The organism is Oryzisolibacter propanilivorax (assembly GCF_900103645.1).
Taxonomy (GTDB): Bacteria; Pseudomonadota; Gammaproteobacteria; order Burkholderiales; family Burkholderiaceae_C; genus Melaminivora; species Melaminivora propanilivorax.
Map to the genome: position 1 here is coordinate 390,486 of NZ_FNHP01000003.1, position 20,767 is coordinate 411,252.

Genomic DNA, 20,767 nt, shown 5'->3' on the forward strand with positions numbered 1-20,767 from the left:
ATGGCAACTGCGAAGAAGACCGCTGCCGCCAAGGCAGCCGCACCGGCCAAGAAGGCCGCCGCTGCGCCCGCCAAGGCACCTGCAGCCAAGAAGACCACGGCCAGCGCCGCTGCCACCGGCACCGCCGCCAGTGCCAAGAGAGCCGCGCCGGTGAAGAAGGCAGCTGCCGGCAAGACCGCCGCCGCCACCTCCGCCAAGGCCGCTGCACCGGCCAAGAAGGCGGCCGCTCCGGCCAAGGCCGCGGCACCTGCCAAAAAGGCTGCCGCGCCAGCGAAGAAGGCTGCTGCGCCGGCCAAGAAGACAGCCGTCAGCGCCAAGACCACCGGTACCACGGCAGCCAAGAAGGCCGCCGCTCCGGCAAAGAAGGCCGCCTCCACGGCCACCGCCAAGAAGGCCCCGGCAGCCCAAAAGGCGGCCGCTCCGGCCAAGGCCGCGGCATCTGCCAAGAAGGCTGCCACGCCGGCCAAGAAGGCCGCCGCCAGCGCCAAGACCACCGGCACCACGGCAGCCAAGAAGGCCGCCGCTCCGGCAAAGAAGGCCGCCTCCACGGCCACCGCCAAGAAGGCCCCGGCAGCCCAAAAGGCGGCCGCTCCGGCCAAGGCTGCAGCGCCGGCCAAGAAGGCCACCGCCAGCGCCAAAACCGGCAGCGCCACGACAGCCAAGCAAGCTGCGGCGGCACCGGCACCGGCCGCCAAAAAGGCTGCAGCGACCAAGAAGAGCGCCGCGGGCAACGGCAAGGCCACCAGGAGCACTGCCCCGGCGACCGCTCCGGCCGCCGCCCCGGCAGCGCAGACCACACTCAACCCGCAGGCAGCCTGGCCTTTTCCGTCCGGCAACAAGCCCTGAGAATCGGGGTGGCGCAAGCCGCCCCTGTCACCACCCGGTGCCAGCGCACCGGGTTTTTTTACGCCCGCAGCAGGCGCGCCAGACTGCGGCAGAAAGCCGTCTGCGCTGCTGCCTTTTCAAGCAAAAAACACCTCTAGCCCCTGCTCATGAAGGGCCTTCAGCTATATTTTCAATAGCAATCAGATCTCGTCCGGATGGAAATCAAGGGTGTAGTTCTGCGGGCCGCGCTGGGCGATCTTCAGTGCGCCCAGGCGGTTGCCGAGCTGAGCGCAGCGCGCCAGCGGCCAGCCGCGCTCCAGGCCGTAGAGCAGGCCGCCGCGCCAGGCGTCGCCGCAGCCCGTTGGGTCCACCACCTCGACCGGAGGCACCGGGGCCACGCGCGTGCTCTGCCCCTGCTCCCAGACATCGCAACCCTCGGCGCCCAGGGTGACCACCAGGCCGCGTACACGCTCCGATATCTCGGCCAGGCTCCAGCCGGTGCGGTCGCACAGCATGCGGCCCTCGTAGTCGTTCACGGTGACCCAGTCGCTTTGTTCGATGAAGCCGCGCAGCTCCTCGCCGCCGAACATCGGCAGGCCCTGGCCCGGGTCGAAGACGAAGGCAATGCCGGCGGCGGCGAACTGCGCGGCATGCTCCAGCATCGCCGTGCGCCCGTCCGGCGCGATGATGCCGATGCGCGCCGCGCCGCCGGCTTCAATACGGGTGCGGTGCGCGTGCATCATGGCGCCGGGATGGAAGGCGGTGATCTGGTTATTGTCGCGGTCGGTCATGATCATCGCCTGCGCGGTGTAGGTGTCGCCCGCCTGGCCCACGTGGCGCGTGTCGATGCCCAGCTGGCGCAGCCGCTCCAAGTAGTCGGCGCCGTCGCTGCCCAGCATGGCCACCGGCAGCGGCTCGCCGCCCAGCAGCTTCAGGCTGTAGGCGATGTTGCCGGCGCAGCCGCCGAAGTCGCGCCGCAGCGTGGGCACCAGGAAGGACACGTTCAGGATGTGCAGCTGCTCGGGCAGGATCTGCTCGGCGAAGCGCCCCTCGAAGGTCATGATGGTGTCAAAGGCCAGGGAACCGCAGATGAGAGCTGCCATGTCGAAGCGTCCGAAAAGGTCAGGTTGAAAGAAGACGGGAAGGAGACGGCGCACCGCGAGCGCCAGGCGCGCAGGCCATGCCGCTGGCGGCCGGGATCACGGATAGAAGGCCAGCAGGTGGTAGCCGGCGATCTCCGGGGCATCCTGCGCCAGCTGCATGCCGGCGGCACCGCTCCAGACGGCGCCGGCGGCCAGCTCGTGCGGCGCGCCCAGTTCGGCCTGCGGCTGCAGCACGCGGCGCAGCACCGGCTGGTCCTGGCTGTCGGTGAGCGTCAGCTCGACCAGCGGCATGGCCACGCCATGGCCGGCATTGTTCTTGAGCGCGAAGCGCAGCGTGAAGCCATCCGCCGGCGCCGCCGCACGCGTGAATGACGAGCTGTCGATGACCACCGACCCCGGCTCGCGCGGCGGCGCCAGCGTGCATCCCGGCAGTGCGCACAGCAACTGCAGCAGCGGGCGCAGCGCCGGCTGCCGCGCGGCCAGCGCGTCGCGCTGCTGCAGCGCCAGCTGCAGCACCAGCAGCAGGGCCAGGGCCGCGCTGCTCAGCGCCAGCAGGCCGCGCACCGCCGGCTGCTGCCAGAACTCGCTGCGCCGCGCCAGGCGCACGAAATGCGGCTCGGGCGATTCAGGCGGCTCGGCCGACGCCTGTGCGATATCGGCCGTGGTCACGACATCGGCGGGTAGTCGGTCGTCGGGTGCGGCGGCGCGCGCTTCAGGCCAGGCGACCTGGTTGCGTGCCGGGCGCAGAAAGGGCGATGCCATGGGCGTATCCGGTAGCGGCTGGCCAGGTTCCTGGTCTTGCGCGTCCTGCGCCAGATGCTCCAGCCCGGCAAAAGCCTCCACGGCGTCCGGCGCGGGCGGAATATCGATGCGGCCCGGCAGCTCCAGTTCGGGTACGGCCGGCGTACCGGCTTCGATATCCGCCTCGTCTTCGGCGTCGAAATCCACGGGCACACCAGCATCCGGCGGCTGGCCCGGCACTGGCGGCAATTCCAGATCCAGTTCCAGATCCGGCACGGTGGGCTGCGGGTCTGCAGCGGCAGGCTGAAACTCCCCGGTCGGCTGGGTGTCGGCGTAGGCCTCGGCGGCGGTCACCGGAGCCGGTGCTGCCTCCTGGGCAATTTCATGGTCTGCCTGGCTGCTGTCGCGCCCGTCCTGCTGCGCGTCGATGGGGTCGCCGGGCTCGTGGTGCTCCGGCATTTCCCGGGGCCGGTCGGGCGCATCACCGTCCAGCGCGGCCAGCAGGCCAGCTGCCCGCTGCCGCTCCTGCGGCACATCGGCGGCCGCCTCGTGCGCCAGCAGGAACCACGGCAGCGCCGGTGCCGCCGCGCGCATCGGCCGCCCGGCGGGCGTGCCGCGCGCGCTGCGCCAGACATCGGCCTGCGGCGGCGTGGCGCGCACCGGCGCCGGCGGGAGGTGCGGCACAGGCAGGCCAGCGGGCGGCATTGGCGCCTGCTCGGCGGTTGCCTGCGCCTGTGGATCGTGCAGCGACTGGCAGGCGTCGAACACCTCCTTGCACTGCCCGCAGCGCACCCAGCCGTCCGCAATGCGCAGCTGGTCCGGCACCACGCGGAAGGTGGTGTCGCAGTGCGGGCAGCGGGTGATCTGGCTCATCGGCCGGGGATTCTAGGCGGCGGAATGGGCCGCTCCGAGCGCGGCTTCAGCCGCGTGCGGCAGTCATCAGGATCCAGCCGTCCTCGCTGTCGGCCACCTCCAGCGGCAGCCAGGGCGCGTAGGCCTGCTTCAGCTCGTCGGCCTGGCGCTCCAGGATGCCGGCCAGCACCAGATGCCCGCCCTGGGCGACGTGCGCGCACAGCAGCGGCGCCAGCACCTTGAGCGGCGTGGCCAGGATGTTGGCCAACACGGTCTGGTAGACGCCGTGCGCGCGCTCGGGCAGCCCGGCGGCCAGCTGCACGTCGTTGACCAGGGCGTTGTCCAACGTGGCCTGCACGGCGGCCGGATCGATGTCCACGGCATCGATCGGCGCGGCGCCGAACTTGGCCGCGCCGATGGCCAGGATGCCCGAGCCGCAGCCGTAGTCCAGCACCCGGCCCAGCGTTGCGGCACCCTGGCGGGCGATCCAGCGCAGGCACATGCGCGTGGTCGGGTGCGTGCCGGTGCCGAAGGCCATGCCGGGGTCCAGTCGGAGGGTCTGCACGGCGCCGGCTGGCGGCTCGTGCCAGGTGGGCACGATCCAGAACTCGGGGGTGATCTGCACCGGCTCGAACTGCGACTGCGTCAGGCGCACCCAGTCCTGCTCGGGCACCTCGGCCACGCCCAGCACCTCGCAGCCGGCGAAGAAGTCCTGCGCCGCCAGCAGCGCGCCGGCCTCGTCGGCCGCGGCGCGGGTGGCGAACAGCGCGGTGATGCGGCTGCGCGTCCAGGCCTCGCGCGGCGCGGGCATGCCCGGCTCGCCGAACAGCGCGCGCTCGGCATCGGTCTGCGCGTCGGCGTCCTCGACCGAGACGCTCAGCGCGTCCAGCGCGTCGAAGGCCTCGCTCAGGGTGTCCACGCGCTCCTCGGGGCACAGCAGGGTCAGCTCGAACATGGCGCTTCCTTCGGTTTTGGGTTCAGACGATCGGGCAACAAAAAAGCTGGCGCCCGCGATGCGGGCACCAGCGTGCGGCAGGGGTGCGAAGCGCGCAGTATTAGCGCTTGCGCTGCGCCAGCCACTCTTCCAGATAGTGGATGTTGGTGCCACCGGCGACGAAGTTGGCGTCCACCATCAGTTCGCTGTGCAGCGGCACGTTGGTGCTGATGCCCTCGATCACAGTCTCCAGCAGGGCCGTGCGCATGCGCGCCAGCGCCTGCTCGCGCGTGTCGCCGTGCACGATGATCTTGCCGATCATCGAGTCGTAGTTCGGCGGCACGTAGTAGTTGGTGTAGGCGTGCGAGTCCACGCGCACGCCCGGCCCGCCCGGCGCGTGCCACTTGGTGATGCGGCCCGGCGAGGGGGTGAACTTGTACGGGTCCTCGGCGTTGATGCGGCACTCGATGGCGTGGCCACGGATCTGGATCTGGCGCTGGGTGAAGGGCAGCTTCTCGCCGGCCGCCACCATGATCTGCGTGCGCACCACGTCCACGCCGGTGATCCACTCGGTCACCGGGTGCTCGACCTGCACGCGGGTGTTCATCTCGATGAAGTAGAACTCGCCGTTCTCGTACAGGAACTCGAACGTGCCCGCGCCGCGGTAGCCGATCTTCTTGCACGCCGTCACGCAGCGCTCGCCGATCCTCTCGATCAGCTTGCGCGGGATGCCGGGCGCCGGCGCCTCCTCGATCACCTTCTGGTGGCGCCGCTGCATCGAGCAGTCGCGCTCGCCCAGATACACGACGTTCTTGAACTTGTCGGCCAGGATCTGGATCTCGATATGGCGCGGGTTCTGCAGGAACTTTTCCATGTAGACGGCCGGGTTGCCAAAGGCCGCGGTGGCCTCGGCCTTGGTCATCTGCACCGCGTTGACCAGCGCCGCCTCGGTGTGCACCACGCGCATGCCGCGCCCGCCGCCGCCGCCAGCGGCCTTGATGATGACGGGATAGCCGATGCCGCGCGCGATGCGCCGGATCTGCACCGGGTCGTCGGGCAGCTCACCCTCCGAGCCCGGCACGCAGGGCACGCCGGCACGGATCATGGCCTGCTTGGCCGAGACCTTGTCGCCCATGATGCGGATGGACTCCGGCGTCGGGCCGATGAACTGAAAGCCGCTCTTTTCCACGCGCTCGGCGAAGTCGGCGTTCTCGGCCAGGAAGCCATAGCCTGGGTGGATGGCCTCGGCGTCGGTCACCTCGGCGGCCGAGATGATGGCCGGCATGTTCAGGTAGGACAGCGGCGAGGGCGCCGGGCCGATGCACACCGCCTCGTCGGCCAGCTTGACGTACTTGGCGTCGCGGTCGGCTTCGGAATAGACCATCACGGCCTTGATGCCCAGCTCGCGACAGGCGCGCTGGATGCGCAGGGCGATTTCGCCGCGGTTGGCGACCAGAATCTTCTTAAACATGGGCTCTCCCGCGGCTCATCGCCCACGCGCTGGCGCGCGCCAGTGCGATTTGCTCCGCCCTGCCTGCGGCAGGAACGCCGCGATGGGCAACCAGAATCTTCTTAAACATATGGATTTTCCATGGCGCCCAGCGCCGCGCAACCTAAGAACTGGCGCACCGTAGGCCAGCAGACGCTGGGGACCTGGTTAAGGCCAGGTCATCTGCGTCGTTCCCCTTTTGCGCAACGTGTGGCATTGCGAGAGAAGGGGAAAGCCGCACAGGCGGCTCAGGGGGTTGTCACTCAATCACGAACAGCGGCTGCCCGTATTCGACCGCTTGGCCGTTCTCGCCCAGGATGCGCGTGACCGTGCCGGCCTTGTCGGATTCGATCTCGTTGAGAATCTTCATGGCCTCGACGATGCACAAGGTTTCGCCTTCCTTGACCTGGCTGCCGATCTCGACGAAGGGCTTGGCACCGGGGCTGGAAGCGCGGTAGAAGGTGCCGACCATGGGTGACTTGACCATGTGGCCGGCGGGTACGGCCGGGGCAGCGGGCGCTTCGGCCGGTGTAGCGGCCGTGACGGGCGCCGCAGCGGCCGCGACCGGTGCGGCCATTGCCTGCATGGGCGCTGCCATGACCTGCTGCACCACGGTGGCACCGGCCTTGACGATGCGCACCTTGCCCTCGGCCTCGGTGATCTCGAGTTCGGAAACATTCGACTCGGAGACCAGGTCGATCAGGGTCTTGAGTTTTCGCAAATCCATGGAAGCTCCATCGGCTGAAACGGAAAGTGCGCGAATTTAACCCAATTTCACGCATCGGCGCCGTTCTGCGCCGATTCCGTCGTAATTTGCCGGAAGTTTTTTGATGCAGACCCAGTTGTTAGGCCAATGCCGACCAGTCAGCTAGGTTCTGCTCGGTCAGCTCGCCCATTTTACGCTCCAAGATGCGGCCATCCGCGGCGAACAGCACGCTAAACGGCAGCCCGCCGCGCTCGTTGCCCAGGGCCCGGCTCAGGTCGGAGCCGGCCAGGCCGGCCAGCGCCACCGGGAACTGCAGCGGCATGCGCTGCAGGAATTTCTCCACATTGCCCTGCTGGTCCACGGCCAAGGCCAGCAGATTCCAGCCGCGCGCCTGCTGCCGGGCATGGAAGCGGTTCAGCAGCGGTAACTCCTGCACGCACGGCGGGCACCAGGTGGCCCAGAAATTCAGCAGCAGCGGTCGGCCGCGCAGATCCGCCATGCGCAACGGCCGACCGTCCAGTCCGTCGAAGCTGGCGGACCACAGCTGCGCACTGGCATCCGGCGCGGCCGGGGCCGGCGCCAGGCGCCAGGCCGCCAGGCCGGCACCTGCCAGACCGGCGGCGGCGCCGGTCAGCAGCAGCCAGCGGCGGCGCCTGGCGTCGGCCGGCAAGGTGGAGGGGGAAGCGGTGTCGTTCATGGACAGTCGTGGCCTTGTTCCGGTTCGACCGGCGAGTTCAGCAGCCGGCGCACCGCCGCCGCGTCGCCGCGTGGCGCGCGGCCGCGCGCATCGGGGCGCAGCGCGCCGCGCAGGTCGTCCAGATCGTAGATCAGCAGATGCACGCCGATTTCCTCGCCCAGCTCGGGCGAGCGGCTGCCCAGGCTGAGCACCTCCACCGGCTCGCCGCGAAAGCCGGTCACCGTGCGCGGCTCATAGGCCACGCCGTGGTTGATGAGGGCAATCTCGGCCGACTTGCAGTCGTCGCAGAACAGGCTGAGGTGGATGTCGGACAGGCGCGTGGCCGTGCCATGCCAGACGGCGCCGCCCAGATACGGGCGGAACGCCTGCAGCCGCTCCATCCAGGTCAGCGCCAGCTGGCGCAGCGCGCGCAACTCGGCGGGCTGGGTGTCGGCGCAGAACAGGCCGATGTAGGCGCGCACGGCATCCTCGACCAGGTCGTTGTCGGGCAGCGCGGTGCGCGCCGGCAGGCCGAGCTCCTTGACGGCGCGGCGCTTGGCGGCGCCCCACTCCAGCCCCTCCTCGACGGACAGTCGGGCGGCGGTGTTGGCGATTTCGAGGGCGATGGGCGCGCTGGACATGCGAAGGGTCTGGGCAAGTGACGCGGCAGGCGCAAAGCCGCCATTGTGGCGCCGCGCCGCGGCGCGCCACGGCGGCAACGCGCATGGCCCACAGGGGCATTGGCCGCCTCCATGCTATCGAAAAAATAGCTGAAAGCCATTGTATGTAAACGGCTTACGGCCGATATCGTCTACAACATCGGCGCTGGTCGAGGCCTTCATAGAATGCACGCCATCATGCACATCCACATCCTGGGCATCTGCGGCACTTTCATGGGCGGGCTGGCGGCGCTGGCGCGCGAGGCGGGCCACCGCGTCACCGGCTGCGATGCCGGCGTCTATCCGCCGATGAGCGAGCAGCTGCGCGCGCTCGGCATCGAGCTGATCGAGGGCTACGGCGCCGACCAGCTGGCCTTGAAACCCGACGTGTTCGTCGTCGGCAACGTGGTCAGCCGCGCGCGTCTGGCCGATGGCCGGCCGAAATTCCCGCTGATGGAGGCCATCCTGGACGCCGGCGCGCGCTACACCAGCGGCCCGCAGTGGCTGGCCGAGCAGGTGCTGGCCGGCCGGCACGTGCTGGCCGTGGCCGGCACGCACGGCAAGACCACTACCACCTCGATGCTGGCCTGGATCCTGGACAGCGCCGGGCTGCAGCCGGGCTTCCTGGTGGGCGGTGTGCCGCTGAACTTCGGCGTCTCGGCGCGCCTGGGCGCGCAGGCGGCGAGCCAGACGCGGCCGCTGTTCGTGATCGAGGCCGACGAGTACGACACGGCGTTCTTCGACAAGCGCAGCAAGTTCGTGCACTACCGCCCGCGCACGGCCGTATTGAACAACCTGGAGTTCGACCACGCCGACATCTTCGACGACCTGGCGGCCATCGAGCGCCAGTTCCAGCACCTGCTGCGCACCGTGCCGCCGTCTGGCCGCGTGGTCGCCAACGGGCTGGAGGAAAGCCTGGCGCGCGTGCTGCACGCCGGCTGCTGGAGCGAGGTGGCCACCTTCGGCGCCGCCAGCAGCGACTTCGTCGCTGACGGCCCGGCGCACGACTTCGCCGTGCTGCGCCGCGGCGCCCCCGGAGGCGGAGGCGCGCCGCGCGTGCAGTGGGCGCTCGGCGGCGTGCACAACCAGCTCAACGCCCTGGCGGCGATCGCTGCGGCCGAGCACGTCGGCGTGCCGCCGGCGCAGGCCTGCGAGGCGCTGGCCCATTTTCAGAACGTGCGCCGGCGCATGGAACTGCGCGGCACGGCCGGCGGCGTGGCGGTGTATGACGACTTCGCGCACCACCCCAGCGCCATCCGCACCACACTGGACGGCCTGCGCCAGCGCCTGGCACCGGGCGCGCGCATCCTGGCGGTATTCGAGCCGCGCAGCAACACCATGAAGCTGGGCACCATGGCCGCACAGCTGCCCTGGGCGCTGCAGGGCGCCGACCTGAGCTTTTGCCACACCGCCGGGCTGGACTGGGACGCCGCCGCCGCGCTGGCGCCGCTGGGCGGGCGCGCGCGCACCGCCGCCGACGTGGACACGCTGGTGACGCAGGTGGCCGCCGCCGCGCGAGCAGGCGACCAGGTGGTGTGCATGAGCAATGGCAGCTTCGGCGGCATCCACGGCCGGCTGCTGCAGGCGCTGGGCGGGCGCTGAACGCGCGGCCCGCGCGCCCTCGCAGCGCTGGACCCCGCTCAGCCCGAACCAGCTTAGACCGCCCAGCCGCTCGCCTGCGCAGCCCGGACCCTGTCAGCCGCCCTGCTCCATCCTGCCCTGCCCTGCCCTTCCATGCCCCACGCCACCTCGACGCTCGCGCCCGACGTTCCGTTCCAGGACCATTGGATCGGCACCGGCCTGGGCCGCGTGCTGGCGCGCCGCTGGCAGCCAGCCGGCACGGACGCGGCGACGCGCGCGCCCGCCCCGATCGTGCTGCTGCACGACTCGCTGGGCTGCATCGCGCTGTGGCGCGACTTTCCCGCGCTGCTGGCGCGCCGCACGGGCCGCGCCGTGATCGCCTACGACCGCCCCGGCTTCGGCCAGTCCATGCCACGCAGCGGCGCGCTGCCGCTGGATTTCGTCGAGCGCGAGGCGTGGGAAGTCTTCACGCCGCTGCGTACGCAACTGGGCCTGGAGCGCTTCGCCGTCTTCGGCCACAGCGTGGGCGGCGGCATGGCAGTGCACTGCGCGGCGCGGCATGCCGCGCATTGCGAGGCGCTGATCACCGAGGCGGCGCAGGCCTTCGTCGAGGAGCGCACGCTGGCCGGCATCCGCCAGGCACAGGCCGCGTTCGCCGACCCGGCCGAGCGCGCGCGGCTGGCGCGCTACCACGGCGAGCGTACCGACTGGGTGCTGAATGCCTGGATCAGTACCTGGCTGTCGCCCGCCTTCGCCGATTTTTCGCTGCAGCCGGCGCTGGCGCAGGTGCGCTGCCCGGCGCTGGTGCTGCACGGCAGCGAGGACGAGTACGGCTCCCAGGCACATCCGCTCAGGATCGCCGCGCAGGTGGCCGGGCCGGCGCAGCTGTGCCTGATGCCCGGCGTGCGCCACGTGCCGCACCGCGAGCGCGCCGAGGAGGTGGCCCGGCGCGTGGTGGACTTCCTGCAGGCGTGCCCGCCTGCCGCTCAGTAGCTGCGCCCGCCCTTGTACAGCGCGTGCTGGCGGCGCTGCAGCTGCGCCACCTCGCCCACACGCGCCATGGCCGCCCCAGCGTGGGCGTGGGTGATGGCCAAGCCCAGCGCGTCGGCCGCGTCGGTGCCCGGCAGGCCGGGCAACTGCAGCAGGCGGCGCACCATTTCTTGCACCTGCGACTTGGCCGCGCGGCCGTGGCCGACCACGGCCTTTTTCATCTGCAGCGCGGTGTATTCGGCCACCGGCAGGTCGGCGTTGACCAGCGCCGTGAGCGCCGCGCCGCGCGCCTGCCCCAGCAGCAGCGTGGACTGCGGGTTGACGTTGACGAAGACGATCTCCACCGCCGCGCTGTCGGGCGTGTAGCGCGCCGCCACCTCGCTGATGCCGTCGAACAGCACCTTCAGCCGTCCGGGCAGGTCACCCAGCGCCACGCTGGCGGTGCGGATGGTGCCGCTGGCGACATAGGCCAGGCGCTGACCGTCCACGTCGACCACGCCAAAGCCGGTGGTCTGCAGGCCGGGGTCGATGCCGAGGATTCTCATTGCTATGAAATTAATAGCTGCAAGCCCATGCCAATCATGGACGAGAGGCAGATTTTATAGCAATAAAAAGGCTCTCAGGCAGATCGCAGCCATTTACCCAAATCCACATCCAAAAAAGAAGGCCATTGTTTCATCGAGAGGTTCGAGAACAGGCGATAAATATTTATGAATGATAATTTTTCTCATTTACTCCCTTCCGGGAAAGCCCCTAGTCCAGGTGAACGATGAATCGTTGAAAACCCTGAAAAATAATTTCCTCACAGCCTGGCCGGCATCATTTTGCGAATTAACATTGATACATTGATTAATATTACCTGAAAATTTCACGGAAAGTGAATTTCAGGAAAATAAATCAGGAAATTTTATAATCATTCATTCCCTACGATTCATAAAAAGGAGATAAATTTCATGAATAACTTATCGATGGAATCTGCCATTGATATGGATAAATTACTTTCCAGCAACGCCAGCCGCATGAGTCGGCGCATATATTCAGACGAAGCCGTTTATAGGCTAGAACAGGATCGGATATTCAAGCATAACTGGCTGTATTTGGCGCATGAAAGCCAGCTCAAAAATTCTGGCGACTTCATGCTGGCATACATGGGTGAAGTACCAGTCATAGTGGCTCGTGGAGAAGACGGAAAAATCCACGCAAGCGTCAACAGCTGCTCGCACCGTGGTGTGCCTGTCTGCAGCGCCGATAAGGGCAATGCACGCAGCTTCGTATGTCCATATCACGGCTGGACCTACGCCTCCGATGGCCGGTTGCTCCTCGTCCCCCAGGACCGCAAGAAAAACTGCATCAACAAGGAGTCGCTGGGCCTGAAGCAGGTTCCACGCATAGAAAGTGTCTTTGGCCTGATCTTCGGCTGCTTCGACCCCGAGGTGGAGTCACTGGAATCGCATCTAGGAGACATGCGCTATTACCTAGAAGCCATGTTTGATCGCTTTCCTTCCGGCATAGAGGTCGTGGGTGCAGCCCAGAAATGGCGCTTGTCATCGAACTGGAAGTTGCCCGTGGAAACGTTGCTGGGCGATGTGGCGCACGGACAATTTCTGCATGGCTCTTTTCTCAGCGCCAAGGACATGAAGAACGCGGAAGACACCGGACTGAATGTCGTGCCCAAGGCGGGGCACGGATCGATCATGCGCCTCCTGCCACCTGATACTCCTATTGAGCATATGACATGGGGAATGGAGGCAGTGCTTTCGGATTCTGTTCCAGAGGAGTTGAAGGAATATCTTCTCAACACGCAACGTGAATCGATGAAGCGTCTGGACGCTGTCCAGGGACGCATCAAGGCTTCGACATTGGGCGTCTACCCCAACTTCTCGGCCTTTGGCTACCACAGCTCGATTCGGGTCAGCCATCCACGCGGGCCTGGTGAAACCGAATACTGGACATGGTGGTTCGTTCCCGCCGATGCTTCCGATGCAGTTCGGGAGATGCTGCGGCCCAACTACAACTTCTATTTCGGTCCTGGTGGCGCCCTTGAACAGGAGGACGTGTACTCCTGGCAACAACAATTCATCGGTGCCAGCATCCCTGGCATGGAAGATACACCCCTGGTTTGCGAACTCGGGCTAGGTGAGGAAACGAGTCACCCCGAAATGCCTGGACAGGTTGGAGACTGCTATAACGAACATTATGTACGGCAGTTTTACCTCAGATGGAAGGAAGACATGAAAAAGGGAGGCGAATGATGGCCATGACACATCATGATTTCACGCCAACCCAGGATGCCAATCTGATTTTTCGCGTTAGCCAGTTCTATTATCTTGAGGCTCGACTCCTGGATGAACGGCATTTTCGCGGATGGCTTGAACTGTTGGATCCAAAAATTGAGTACGCCGTTGCGTCCCGCCACGTGCCACAACCTGATCCAAAAGTGAATGGCACGCATGAGCTTATTTCCGTAGAAAAGGAAATTGAACTTCGTGGACCACATGCCTCACCGCTGCGGCTGGAGGGTTTTGCCCAACTCCAGATTCGGGCCAATCGACATTACAAGATCAGCGCACGATCGGAATGCCCGGCAGAAAGAACTTGCCGTGTGATCGCAAATATCGAGGTGCAAAAACTGAATGAAGAAGAATGCTTGACGCATTCGAATTTCGTTCTGTATTACAGCCACCATCGAGATAATAATCACATTTATACCGGCAGTCGACGCGATCGCTTGTTGATCATCGGCGATACCTTCAAAATTGTCGCGCGCGAAGTCATTCCCAGCTGGGATGTGGTCACCGCACCTACCATGGCGCTGATTTTCTGAACATGAACTGACAGGCATACAGTCGTTCTTGACGAAAAACTCTTTAGGCAGCCTTGACCTCCGTCCAGACTTCTGGATTCCGGCACCAGGCTGCTTTTTTTATTCGGCCAAATTCAATATTTGGCCATCATGTACTGATGAAACCATGATCGATGTTCCAGGTTTATTTTCGTTAAAAGGCAAGGTTGCGATCGTTACCGGCGCCGGCAAGGGAATTGGTCGGGCCTGTGCCATTGCCTTTGCTCAGGCCGGCGCAGATGTGGCGCTGGCCGCCCGCACTCGGTCCGACTTGGAAGCCGTCGCTGCCGAGATTCAGAAACTGGGGCAACGGGCGATCAGTGTGGTATGCGATGTGAATGATGAAGCCATGCTCGACAACCTGGTCGCTCGTACCCAGGCTGAACTGGGCGGTATCCATGTGCTAGTCAACAATGCCGGCGGCACGGGGCCGAACGATCCTGGCACGACCAGCGCCGAGGATTTCAACCATGCCCTGAGTTGGAATGTGACGCCGGCCTTTCTCCTGATCCAGAAAGTGGCTGACCCGATGCGGGCGAGCGGAGGAGGTTCCGTCATCAACATTTCATCGGTGGCAGCGCGTTTTGCCCAAAAGAATTTCAGCGCCTATGCGGCCGCGAAGGCAGCCTTGAACCATCTGTCTCGCAATCTGGCAAACGATTATGCACCCGACATACGCATCAACGTCATTGAACCAGGCCCAATACTGACAGATTCGTTGGCGGATTATTTGAAAACCGCTCCTGAGCACGAAAAAGCAATGCTTGGCATGATTCCCATGGGCGCATTCGGGAAACCCGAAGACATTGCCGCAGCAGCGTTGTACTTCGCGTCGGATGCGTCCCGTTGGGTCACAAGCAAAGTTCTTGGCGTGGAAGGCGGAGCTGAGCGGGTTTCCTGAAACAGGCCTCAGCAGCAGGGAAGCAAAGAATCCCATATTGGTCATATCAGTCGCAACACTGCAAAAACAGGTTGACAACACCACCACCTTGCCCCGCAGTGGTGACATCCAGGCATGCAGTGATTTGGCGCGCAAAACAAGGCTCACAGGAATGAAACATCATGCATGTTATCGTTAATCAGATCAGCCGCATCGCACAGGATATCAATGCGCTTGAACTGGTCCATCCCGCAGGCATCGATTTGCCGGCCTTTCAAGCAGGCGCGCATATAGATATCCACCTGCCGGATGGCTATATTCGACAGTATTCACTCTGCAACAACCCTGATGAACGTCATCGCTATCAGATAGCGGTCTTGCATGAACGCACCGGACGTGGTGGCTCAACCAGGATTCATGAAAAGATCCAGGAAGGTGATACGGTCGAAATTTCCGAGCCGCGCAATCATTTCATCCTCGACGAGGGCGCCGATCGTTATCTGCTAATAGCTGGAGGCATTGGAATAACACCGATCAAGGCCATGGCCGAGCGACTGCATTCCATAGGCGCGAACTACACGATGTATTATTGCGCCCAACGACCCGAGCGGGCCGCTTTTAGGGAAAAATTGAGCAGCGGCCATTTCCGCGATCGCGTTGTCTTTCACTATGATGAAGGCAGCCGTGAAAACCAGCTCGATCTGCAATCCATTCTGAAACAACACCAACCCGGCACCCAGCTTTATTTTTGTGGCCCTCATGGATTGATCAAGGCCATCAATGAAAATGCCCAGCACTGGCCAAAAGGGACTGTTCACTACGAGTTGTTTGGCGCACCGACGGTCTCGCAGGGCATGACGGGTGCTGCATCCGTTGCAGCGGGCAGTTTCAGCGTGCAAATCAGCAGCACGGGACAGATAGTGGAAATACCTGCCCACCAATCGATCGTCGAGTCGCTGCGCTCTGCCGGCGTGGAGTGTGAAACGTCATGCGAGGCGGGCGTATGCGGCACCTGCCAGACTCGTTACCTGTCTGGTGAGGTCGATCATCAGGACCTGATTCTCAGCGAGGCCGACAGACAAGACCAAATCTTGATCTGCTGCTCCCGAGCCAAACCCGGCAGCATGCTCGTGCTTGACATTTGATTGCTTGCCTGCGCGGATCTAGTCAGGGTGCGGAACGAGTCAGCGTCGTGGCGCACTTCCGCCTTGGTCCGCCTCCCAGTTTCAAAAAAGCACAGCCGTCCATGCGGGTGTACCCAGCGATTGAAGGTCGTCGCCAAATAACGCAGTCGCTCGAGAGGCGCGCGTTACTGGTGGATCACGGCAGCTGCGCGCTGCGCATGCGGCCCAGGATGAGGCGCGTGCGCCCGGTGAGGTAGGCCGACCCCGGCTGCTGCTCGAAGCGCTTGGGCGCCGGCAGCATCACCGCCAAGCGCGCCGCCTCAGCAGGGCCGAGCTGGCGCGCGCTCTTGCGGTGGTAGTGCCGCGCGGCGGCCTCGGCGCCGAAGATGCCGCTGCCCCACTCGACGTTGTTCAGGTAGATCTCCAGGATGCGCTGCTTGGTCAGCAGCCGCTCGAGCAGGAAGGTCAGCAGCATTTCCTGGCCCTTGCGCACCAGCGTGCGCTCGCCCGACAGCAGCAGGTTCTTGGCCAGCTGCTGGGTGATGGTCGAGCCGCCGCGGATGCGCGGCGCGCGGGCGTTCAGGCGCTCGGGCTGCGCGGCCAGACGGGCGTTGCGCTGCCAGGCACGCTCCATGGCCTGCCAGTCCACGCCGGCGTGCAGGGCGAAGCCGTCGTCCTCGGCGGCGATCACCGCGCGCTTCAGATGTTCGGAGATCTGGTCGTACGGCACCCACTGCTGGCGCCAGGCGAAGGGCGTCTCGCCGGTGGCCAGCGCCCAGGCCTCGGAGCGCTGGAAGGTGGTGGATTGTGGATCGAGCACCGCCATGGCGGCGATGCGCAGCACGAAGAACAGCTGCAGCGCCAGCAGCGCACACAGCACCAGCGCCAGCCAGCGCAGCAGGGCCCGCATGCTGCCTGTCCCCCTCTGGCTCGCCCGCGCGTCAGGCCGCGCCCGCGGCCATGGCCGCGCGCAGTTCCTGCAGCACCTGCGCCGCCGGCGGATGCACGCCGCGCCACAGCGCGAACGCCGCCGCCGCCTGCTGCACCAGCATGCCCAGACCGTCGCGGCCCTGCGCGCCCTGGGTGCGCGCCCAGGCCAGGAAACCCTCGGCGGCCGGGCCGTACATCATGTCGTAGCCCAGGCCGCCGGCACGCAGCACGCCGGTCGGCACCGGCACGCCGGCGCTGTCCAGGCTGCTGGCGGTGGCATTGATGACCATATCGAAATCGCCCTCCAGCCCTTGCAGATCAACGGCCTCCAGCTCTACTTTGTGTAGCGCCGCCAGCGCCACGTGGCTGTGCGCCAGGGCCTGCGCGCGCGCCGGCGTGCGGTTGGCCAGCACCAGGCGGCGCGGGCGCTGCTCGATCAAGGGGCCCAGCACCCCGGCCGCCGCGCCGCCCGCGCCCAGCAGCAGCAAGTCGTCCCCGGCCAGGGGCGTGCCGGCGCCGTGCACGATGTCGGCCACCAAGCCCAGGCCGTCGGTGTTGTCGGCGTGGATGCGCCCGTCCGGCTGCAGCACCAGCGTGTTGGCGGCGCCGGCGAGCTGCACGCGCGCGCTGGCGCCGTGCGCGCACCGGGCGGCATCCAGCTTGAACGGCACGGTGACGTTGCAGCCGCGCCCGCCGCGCGCGGCGAAACCCGCCAGCGCCGCGGCGAAGCCGCCCTCGGGCGCCAGCAGGCGCTCATAGGTCAGCGCCTGGCCGGTCAGCTGGGCGAAGCGCGCGTGGATCCAGGGCGAGCGGCTGTGCGCCACGGGGTTGCCGATCACGCAGTACAGATCTGGAACAGTCATGGAAAAAAAGGGGTCGGCAGGCTACGGGTGGAACCAGGCAGGGCGGCGCGGCATCAGCGCACGTCGGTCTCCAGCGTCTGCTCGCGCGTGAAGCGAAAGCGCGAGACCACGGCGATCTGGTCGGCGCGCGCGCGCATCGCCGGGCCGAAGGCGCCGAACGGCGCCGCCGCGCGCACGATGGCCTCGGCGCGGCGGTCCAGCAGCGCGTTGCCCGAGCCCTGGGCGACCTCGGTCTCCAGCACCCGGCCGTCGTGGTTCACGGTGATGACCATGACCAGCTCGCCGTAGAGCTTCCTGCCGGCCTGTTCGGGGAAGTTCTGCGTGCCCTTGTCCTCGATGCGCCGGCGCAGCGCGTCGTAGTAGATGGCATACACCGCCTCGCGCGTGGCCGGGCTGATATAGCGCTTGCGCGGGCGGGCGTTTTCCTCGTTGATGCGCTTCTCGATCTCGGCCAGCAGCTTTTGCAGGTGCAGGCGCTTGTGCTCCTGCGTCAGCACTTCGCCCGCGTCACTGGGCAGGACCGGCGCAGGCACGGGCGCGGCCAGTTGCTGGCGCATCTGCTGCAGCAGCTGGGTCTGGCGCTCCTGCAGTTGGTCCATCTGGCGCTGCGACTCCTCCAGCTCGTCGCCGATGCGCGTGAGCGCCGCCGATGGCAGCGGGCTGGTGGCCCGCCCCGCCTCGGCGTCGCCGCCGCCGGCGAGCGACGCCTGGGCGATGGCCTGCGCCTGGTCAGGCTTTTCCTGGCTGCGCGCATTGACCAGAATGACCTCCAGCGGCGTGTCCTGGAACACCCGGTTGAAGCGCTCGGGGTCGACGAAGCGCACCGCCACCAGCGCGGCGTGCAGCGCGACGGAAACGCCCAGGGCGAGCTGCAGCGTGGACGGGCGTGGAAGGGCCATGGCGGCTCGGGCGCGTGCTCAGGCGGCGGCGGCCGGGCCCGGCTCGCCCGCGCCTGCTCCGGCAGCGGCGTCCGCGCTGCCCTCCTGCAGGTCGACGGCGATGGCCAGCGGGCCTGCGGCGGCGCCGTCGTCCTCGCCGTCGTCGTCCACTGGGCCGTCGTCACGCGCGTCCTGCGGGTCGTCCAGGCGCTCGAGCACGGTGCCGTGCACGTCCAGGCCGATCTCGTCGATCTCGCCCAGGCGCACCCGCACGCGCGCGCCGCGCGTCAGGGTCGCGGGCCCGAGCGCCGGCAGCACCAGCGGCAGCGTATCGGCGCGCAGCAGCAGCCCGCCCGAGGCGGCGTCGCGGATGACCGTCGCGTCCAGCTCGGTGATGGCGTTCTGCTGCAGGTACTTCAGCGTCCACAGCCGCTCCATGCCGCTCTGGTAGGCGTTGTAGGCGCCGTAGGTGGTGTCGAAATTGCTGATGACACCGAACAGCTCGGCGTCCTTAGGCTTGAACGGCGCGGCCAGCGCGGCAGTCTTGCCGTGGCGCGCGCAGGCGATCACCTGCCACTGGTTCACCAGGTCGACATAGCGGCGCAGCGGCGAGGTTGCCCAGGCATAGCTCTTCACCCCGATGCCGGCGTGCGGCAGCGCCTTGGTCGACATGCGCACCTTCACCCCCGGCGCCAGGCTGGCCTGGCTGCGGTAGATGCCGGGCACGCCGTGCTCGGCCAGCAGCTGGCCCCAGGTGCTGTTGGCGACGATGGCCGCCTCGGCCACGATCAGGTCCAGCGGCGCGCCGCGCTTGCGCGTGCCGATCTCCACCGTCTCGCTGCCGTCGGGCTCCTTGCCGCTCTGGCCGCTCAGGCGGAACGTGTAGTCGGGCCGGTTGAAGGCCTCGGGCTTGCCGCGCACCACCTCGCGCGCGGCTTTCAGCTGGCGCGCCAGGCGATACAAAAAGGAGAGCTGTCCGCGCAGGTCCAGCAAGGGCTGGGGCGTATTTTCGACCTGAATGGACGGGTCGGCCAGCCAGGCCTCGGTGACGATGTGGTCGAGCTGGTCGTGGCGCAGGTTGACGCTGACCGGCACGCGCTCGAGCAGCGTCTCGTGCCCGGTGATGGAAAGCGTCGCCTCGTCGATGGTCACGTACAGCGACACCGCCGGGTTGGCGCGGCCCTCGTCCAGCGTGTAGCGCTGTACCACCTCCTGCGGCAGCATGGTGATCTTGTGCCCCGGCATGTAGACGGTGGACAGGCGCTGGCGCGCCACCCGGTCCAGCGCGTCGCCCGGCACCAGCCCCAGGCCGGGCGCGGCGATGTGGATGCCCAGGCGCACCGTGCCGCTGCCCAGGCCGGTGAGCGACAGCGCGTCGTCGATCTCGGTGGTGGCCGAGTCGTCGATGGAAAACGCCTGCACCTCGGCCAGCGGCAGGTCCTGCGGCGGCTCGGGCGTGGCCAGCTCCGGGAAGCCCGTGCCGCGCGGGAAGTGCTCGAACAGGAAGCGCTGCCAGTGGAACTGGTAGCTGGAGGTGATGGCACCCGCGCGCTCCAGGAGCGCCAGCGGCGCCAGCTGCGCGCTGCGGCTGGCCTCGACCACGGCCTTGTATTCGGGCGCGTTCTTGTCCGGCTTGAACAGGATCTTGTACAGCTGCTCGCCGATCGGCGCCGGGCAGGTCCCCGCGACCAGCTGCGCGGCCCAGGCGTCGATCTGCGCCTGCAGCTGCTTTTTCTTCTCGATGGCAGCCAGCGCCTGTTGCACCACCTCGGCCGAGGCCTTCTTGAAGCGGCCCTTGCCGGCGCGGCGGAAGTAGTGCGGCGCGTCCTGCAGCGCCATCAGCATGCCGGCCAGCTCGGCCGGCGGGGCGGTGTCGGAGAAATAGTCGCGCGCCAGGTCGGCGAATCCGAACTCGTCTTCCGGGGCGAACTCCCAGGCCAGCGCCGGCTCGACCGCGGCGGCCACGTCGCGCGCGGCGGCCAGCAGCTCGGCGGGCTGGGGTTTGTCGAATTTCAGGAGGATGTTGGCGGTCTTGGCCTTGACCCGCTTGCCCGAGTCGAGCTCGATCTGCGCCGAGGTGTCGGACTCCGAGAGGATGCGGCCGGCGAGGAATTTGCCGGCGTCGTCGAACAGTGCATGCATAGGAGGGGGATTTTCCCATGGCGGGTGTGGGGGCTGGTTGGGGGCTTGGAATGTGGAGGTTCGAGGTGCTGTCCGGCTTTTAGGGTAGTGGTTTCTTTTTGATAGCTGTCGGGTGTTTGTTTATCACGGCTGGGGGCAGTTTTTGTGTTGGTTTTGTTGGTGACTGCGGGGGCCGGGACTCGCCCCGGCGGGCGACCTCCTTTTCTTGCTCGCACAAGAAAAGTGAGCAAAAGAAGTGCGCCCCCGCAGGCTGCGTCCCCCACGCTCTCGCGTGGGGGCAACCTGTCTCGGGGCACTGGCGGGGTGCGCTGCGGAACTCACTTCGCGCCTTGCAGGCGCTTCGTTCAGACAACCGCAGCGAGTCAGAGTACGAAGCATGGGCGCTGCGACGCCCATGCCACCCCGCCAGCGCCCCGAGACAGGCGCGGCCTTTGAAGGGGGTGGTGGGGAGAGGGAACAGCCAAACAGCCGGGACAGCCGGGACAGCCGCACCGCGTGGTCTTCACTCCCTCTCCCGCAGGGCGGGAGAGGGCTGGGGTGAGGGTGGAAGGG

General features: G+C 66.8%; 19 protein-coding genes. 7 read left to right on the forward strand and 12 right to left on the reverse strand.

The window, feature by feature from the left end; genetic code table 11:
* Nucleotides 1-846 carry a hypothetical protein gene (locus BLQ61_RS07330; RefSeq protein WP_091568658.1) on the forward strand — a complete coding sequence of 282 codons (846 nt, stop codon included), beginning with the start codon at nt 1-3 and terminating at the stop codon, nt 844-846.
* Between the two features lie 179 nt (nt 847-1,025).
* Here BLQ61_RS07330 and BLQ61_RS07335 read toward each other — a convergent pair whose 3' ends face one another.
* The 7 genes from BLQ61_RS07335 to BLQ61_RS07365 form a co-directional block, all read right to left on the reverse strand.
* Nucleotides 1,026-1,928, reverse strand: a complete 903-nt coding sequence (locus tag BLQ61_RS07335; protein ID WP_091568417.1) for a carbohydrate kinase family protein — start codon at nt 1,926-1,928, stop codon at nt 1,026-1,028.
* Between the two features lie 96 nt (nt 1,929-2,024).
* The gene (locus BLQ61_RS07340) at nt 2,025-3,542 is read right to left on the reverse strand and encodes a zinc-ribbon and DUF3426 domain-containing protein (protein ID WP_091568420.1); all 1,518 of its coding nucleotides are present in this window, start codon (nt 3,540-3,542) and stop codon (nt 2,025-2,027) included.
* Nucleotides 3,543-3,588: 46 nt separating this feature from the next.
* Nucleotides 3,589-4,476, reverse strand: a complete 888-nt coding sequence (prmA, locus tag BLQ61_RS07345) for a 50S ribosomal protein L11 methyltransferase (RefSeq protein WP_091568423.1) — start codon at nt 4,474-4,476, stop codon at nt 3,589-3,591.
* 100 nt (nt 4,477-4,576) lie between these two features.
* Nucleotides 4,577-5,926 carry an acetyl-CoA carboxylase biotin carboxylase subunit gene (accC, locus tag BLQ61_RS07350; RefSeq protein ID WP_091568425.1) on the reverse strand — a complete coding sequence of 450 codons (1,350 nt, stop codon included), beginning with the start codon at nt 5,924-5,926 and terminating at the stop codon, nt 4,577-4,579.
* 277 nt (nt 5,927-6,203) lie between these two features.
* Complete coding sequence (gene accB / locus BLQ61_RS07355; protein ID WP_091568428.1) at nt 6,204-6,671, reverse strand: acetyl-CoA carboxylase biotin carboxyl carrier protein; 468 nt, start codon at nt 6,669-6,671, stop codon at nt 6,204-6,206.
* Nucleotides 6,672-6,789: 118 nt separating this feature from the next.
* Nucleotides 6,790-7,347, reverse strand: a complete 558-nt coding sequence (locus BLQ61_RS07360; protein WP_091568432.1) for a TlpA disulfide reductase family protein — start codon at nt 7,345-7,347, stop codon at nt 6,790-6,792.
* Nucleotides 7,344-7,967, reverse strand: a complete 624-nt coding sequence (locus tag BLQ61_RS07365; protein ID WP_091568435.1) for a hypothetical protein — start codon at nt 7,965-7,967, stop codon at nt 7,344-7,346. Before BLQ61_RS07365 ends, BLQ61_RS07360 begins: the two co-directional genes overlap by 4 nt.
* Before the next feature lie 216 nt (nt 7,968-8,183).
* Between BLQ61_RS07365 and mpl the strand changes: the two genes are divergently transcribed.
* Together mpl and BLQ61_RS07375 are read left to right on the forward strand one after the other, a co-directional pair.
* Nucleotides 8,184-9,587 carry a UDP-N-acetylmuramate:L-alanyl-gamma-D-glutamyl-meso-diaminopimelate ligase gene (gene mpl, locus BLQ61_RS07370; RefSeq protein WP_091568660.1) on the forward strand — a complete coding sequence of 468 codons (1,404 nt, stop codon included), beginning with the start codon at nt 8,184-8,186 and terminating at the stop codon, nt 9,585-9,587.
* 132 nt (nt 9,588-9,719) lie between these two features.
* On the forward strand, nt 9,720-10,559 hold the full coding sequence (locus BLQ61_RS07375) for an alpha/beta fold hydrolase (protein ID WP_091568438.1): 840 nt from the start codon (nt 9,720-9,722) through the stop codon (nt 10,557-10,559).
* On the opposite strand, the gene ruvC is transcribed toward BLQ61_RS07375, so the two are convergent.
* Nucleotides 10,553-11,101 carry a crossover junction endodeoxyribonuclease RuvC gene (ruvC, locus tag BLQ61_RS07380; RefSeq protein ID WP_091568440.1) on the reverse strand — a complete coding sequence of 183 codons (549 nt, stop codon included), beginning with the start codon at nt 11,099-11,101 and terminating at the stop codon, nt 10,553-10,555. The genes BLQ61_RS07375 and ruvC overlap by 7 nt on opposite strands.
* A gap of 408 nt (nt 11,102-11,509) precedes the next feature.
* Between ruvC and BLQ61_RS07385 the strand changes: the two genes are divergently transcribed.
* The 4 genes from BLQ61_RS07385 (at nt 11,510) to BLQ61_RS07400 (ending at nt 15,423) form a co-directional block, all read left to right on the forward strand.
* Nucleotides 11,510-12,808, forward strand: coding sequence for an aromatic ring-hydroxylating oxygenase subunit alpha (locus tag BLQ61_RS07385; RefSeq protein ID WP_091568443.1), 1,299 nt, complete (start codon nt 11,510-11,512; stop codon nt 12,806-12,808).
* On the forward strand, nt 12,808-13,380 hold the full coding sequence (locus BLQ61_RS07390; RefSeq protein ID WP_175488237.1) for an aromatic-ring-hydroxylating dioxygenase subunit beta: 573 nt from the start codon (nt 12,808-12,810) through the stop codon (nt 13,378-13,380). Before BLQ61_RS07385 ends, BLQ61_RS07390 begins: the two co-directional genes overlap by 1 nt.
* 28 nt (nt 13,381-13,408) lie before the next feature.
* Nucleotides 13,409-14,299: an SDR family NAD(P)-dependent oxidoreductase gene (locus tag BLQ61_RS07395; protein ID WP_245703893.1), complete on the forward strand. Its 891-nt coding sequence runs from the start codon at nt 13,409-13,411 to the stop codon at nt 14,297-14,299.
* Between the two features lie 161 nt (nt 14,300-14,460).
* Nucleotides 14,461-15,423, forward strand: a complete 963-nt coding sequence (locus tag BLQ61_RS07400; protein WP_091568448.1) for a PDR/VanB family oxidoreductase — start codon at nt 14,461-14,463, stop codon at nt 15,421-15,423.
* A gap of 175 nt (nt 15,424-15,598) precedes the next feature.
* On the opposite strand, the gene mtgA is transcribed toward BLQ61_RS07400, so the two are convergent.
* From mtgA to BLQ61_RS07420, 4 genes are read right to left on the reverse strand one after another with little or no spacing between them, the layout of a single operon-like run.
* Nucleotides 15,599-16,312, reverse strand: coding sequence for a monofunctional biosynthetic peptidoglycan transglycosylase (mtgA, locus tag BLQ61_RS07405; RefSeq protein ID WP_091568450.1), 714 nt, complete (start codon nt 16,310-16,312; stop codon nt 15,599-15,601).
* A gap of 31 nt (nt 16,313-16,343) precedes the next feature.
* The gene (gene aroE, locus BLQ61_RS07410) at nt 16,344-17,195 is read right to left on the reverse strand and encodes a shikimate dehydrogenase (RefSeq protein ID WP_091568452.1); all 852 of its coding nucleotides are present in this window, start codon (nt 17,193-17,195) and stop codon (nt 16,344-16,346) included.
* 53 nt (nt 17,196-17,248) lie between these two features.
* Complete coding sequence (locus BLQ61_RS07415; protein WP_091568455.1) at nt 17,249-18,094, reverse strand: energy transducer TonB; 846 nt, start codon at nt 18,092-18,094, stop codon at nt 17,249-17,251.
* A gap of 18 nt (nt 18,095-18,112) precedes the next feature.
* Nucleotides 18,113-20,215, reverse strand: a complete 2,103-nt coding sequence (locus BLQ61_RS07420) for an RNB domain-containing ribonuclease (RefSeq protein WP_091568457.1) — start codon at nt 20,213-20,215, stop codon at nt 18,113-18,115.
* Nucleotides 20,216-20,767 lie beyond the last annotated feature (552 nt).

What these genes read in the sequence shown, in the direction of transcription:
- BLQ61_RS07330 (WP_091568658.1), top strand. Translation starts at nt 1, where the DNA reads ATGGCAACTGCGAAGAAGACCGCTGCCGCCAAGGCAGCCGCACCGGCC.
- BLQ61_RS07335 (WP_091568417.1), bottom strand. Translation starts at nt 1,928, where the DNA reads ATGGCAGCTCTCATCTGCGGTTCCCTGGCCTTTGACACCATCATGACC.
- BLQ61_RS07340 (WP_091568420.1), bottom strand. Translation starts at nt 3,542, where the DNA reads ATGAGCCAGATCACCCGCTGCCCGCACTGCGACACCACCTTCCGCGTG.
- prmA (WP_091568423.1), bottom strand. Translation starts at nt 4,476, where the DNA reads ATGTTCGAGCTGACCCTGCTGTGCCCCGAGGAGCGCGTGGACACCCTG.
- accC (WP_091568425.1), bottom strand. Translation starts at nt 5,926, where the DNA reads ATGTTTAAGAAGATTCTGGTCGCCAACCGCGGCGAAATCGCCCTGCGC.
- accB (WP_091568428.1), bottom strand. Translation starts at nt 6,671, where the DNA reads ATGGATTTGCGAAAACTCAAGACCCTGATCGACCTGGTCTCCGAGTCG.
- BLQ61_RS07360 (WP_091568432.1), bottom strand. Translation starts at nt 7,347, where the DNA reads ATGAACGACACCGCTTCCCCCTCCACCTTGCCGGCCGACGCCAGGCGC.
- BLQ61_RS07365 (WP_091568435.1), bottom strand. Translation starts at nt 7,967, where the DNA reads ATGTCCAGCGCGCCCATCGCCCTCGAAATCGCCAACACCGCCGCCCGA.
- mpl (WP_091568660.1), top strand. Translation starts at nt 8,184, where the DNA reads ATGCACATCCACATCCTGGGCATCTGCGGCACTTTCATGGGCGGGCTG.
- BLQ61_RS07375 (WP_091568438.1), top strand. Translation starts at nt 9,720, where the DNA reads ATGCCCCACGCCACCTCGACGCTCGCGCCCGACGTTCCGTTCCAGGAC.
- ruvC (WP_091568440.1), bottom strand. Translation starts at nt 11,101, where the DNA reads ATGAGAATCCTCGGCATCGACCCCGGCCTGCAGACCACCGGCTTTGGC.
- BLQ61_RS07385 (WP_091568443.1), top strand. Translation starts at nt 11,510, where the DNA reads ATGAATAACTTATCGATGGAATCTGCCATTGATATGGATAAATTACTT.
- BLQ61_RS07390 (WP_175488237.1), top strand. Translation starts at nt 12,808, where the DNA reads ATGGCCATGACACATCATGATTTCACGCCAACCCAGGATGCCAATCTG.
- BLQ61_RS07400 (WP_091568448.1), top strand. Translation starts at nt 14,461, where the DNA reads ATGCATGTTATCGTTAATCAGATCAGCCGCATCGCACAGGATATCAAT.
- mtgA (WP_091568450.1), bottom strand. Translation starts at nt 16,312, where the DNA reads ATGCGGGCCCTGCTGCGCTGGCTGGCGCTGGTGCTGTGTGCGCTGCTG.
- aroE (WP_091568452.1), bottom strand. Translation starts at nt 17,195, where the DNA reads ATGACTGTTCCAGATCTGTACTGCGTGATCGGCAACCCCGTGGCGCAC.
- BLQ61_RS07415 (WP_091568455.1), bottom strand. Translation starts at nt 18,094, where the DNA reads ATGGCCCTTCCACGCCCGTCCACGCTGCAGCTCGCCCTGGGCGTTTCC.
- BLQ61_RS07420 (WP_091568457.1), bottom strand. Translation starts at nt 20,215, where the DNA reads ATGCATGCACTGTTCGACGACGCCGGCAAATTCCTCGCCGGCCGCATC.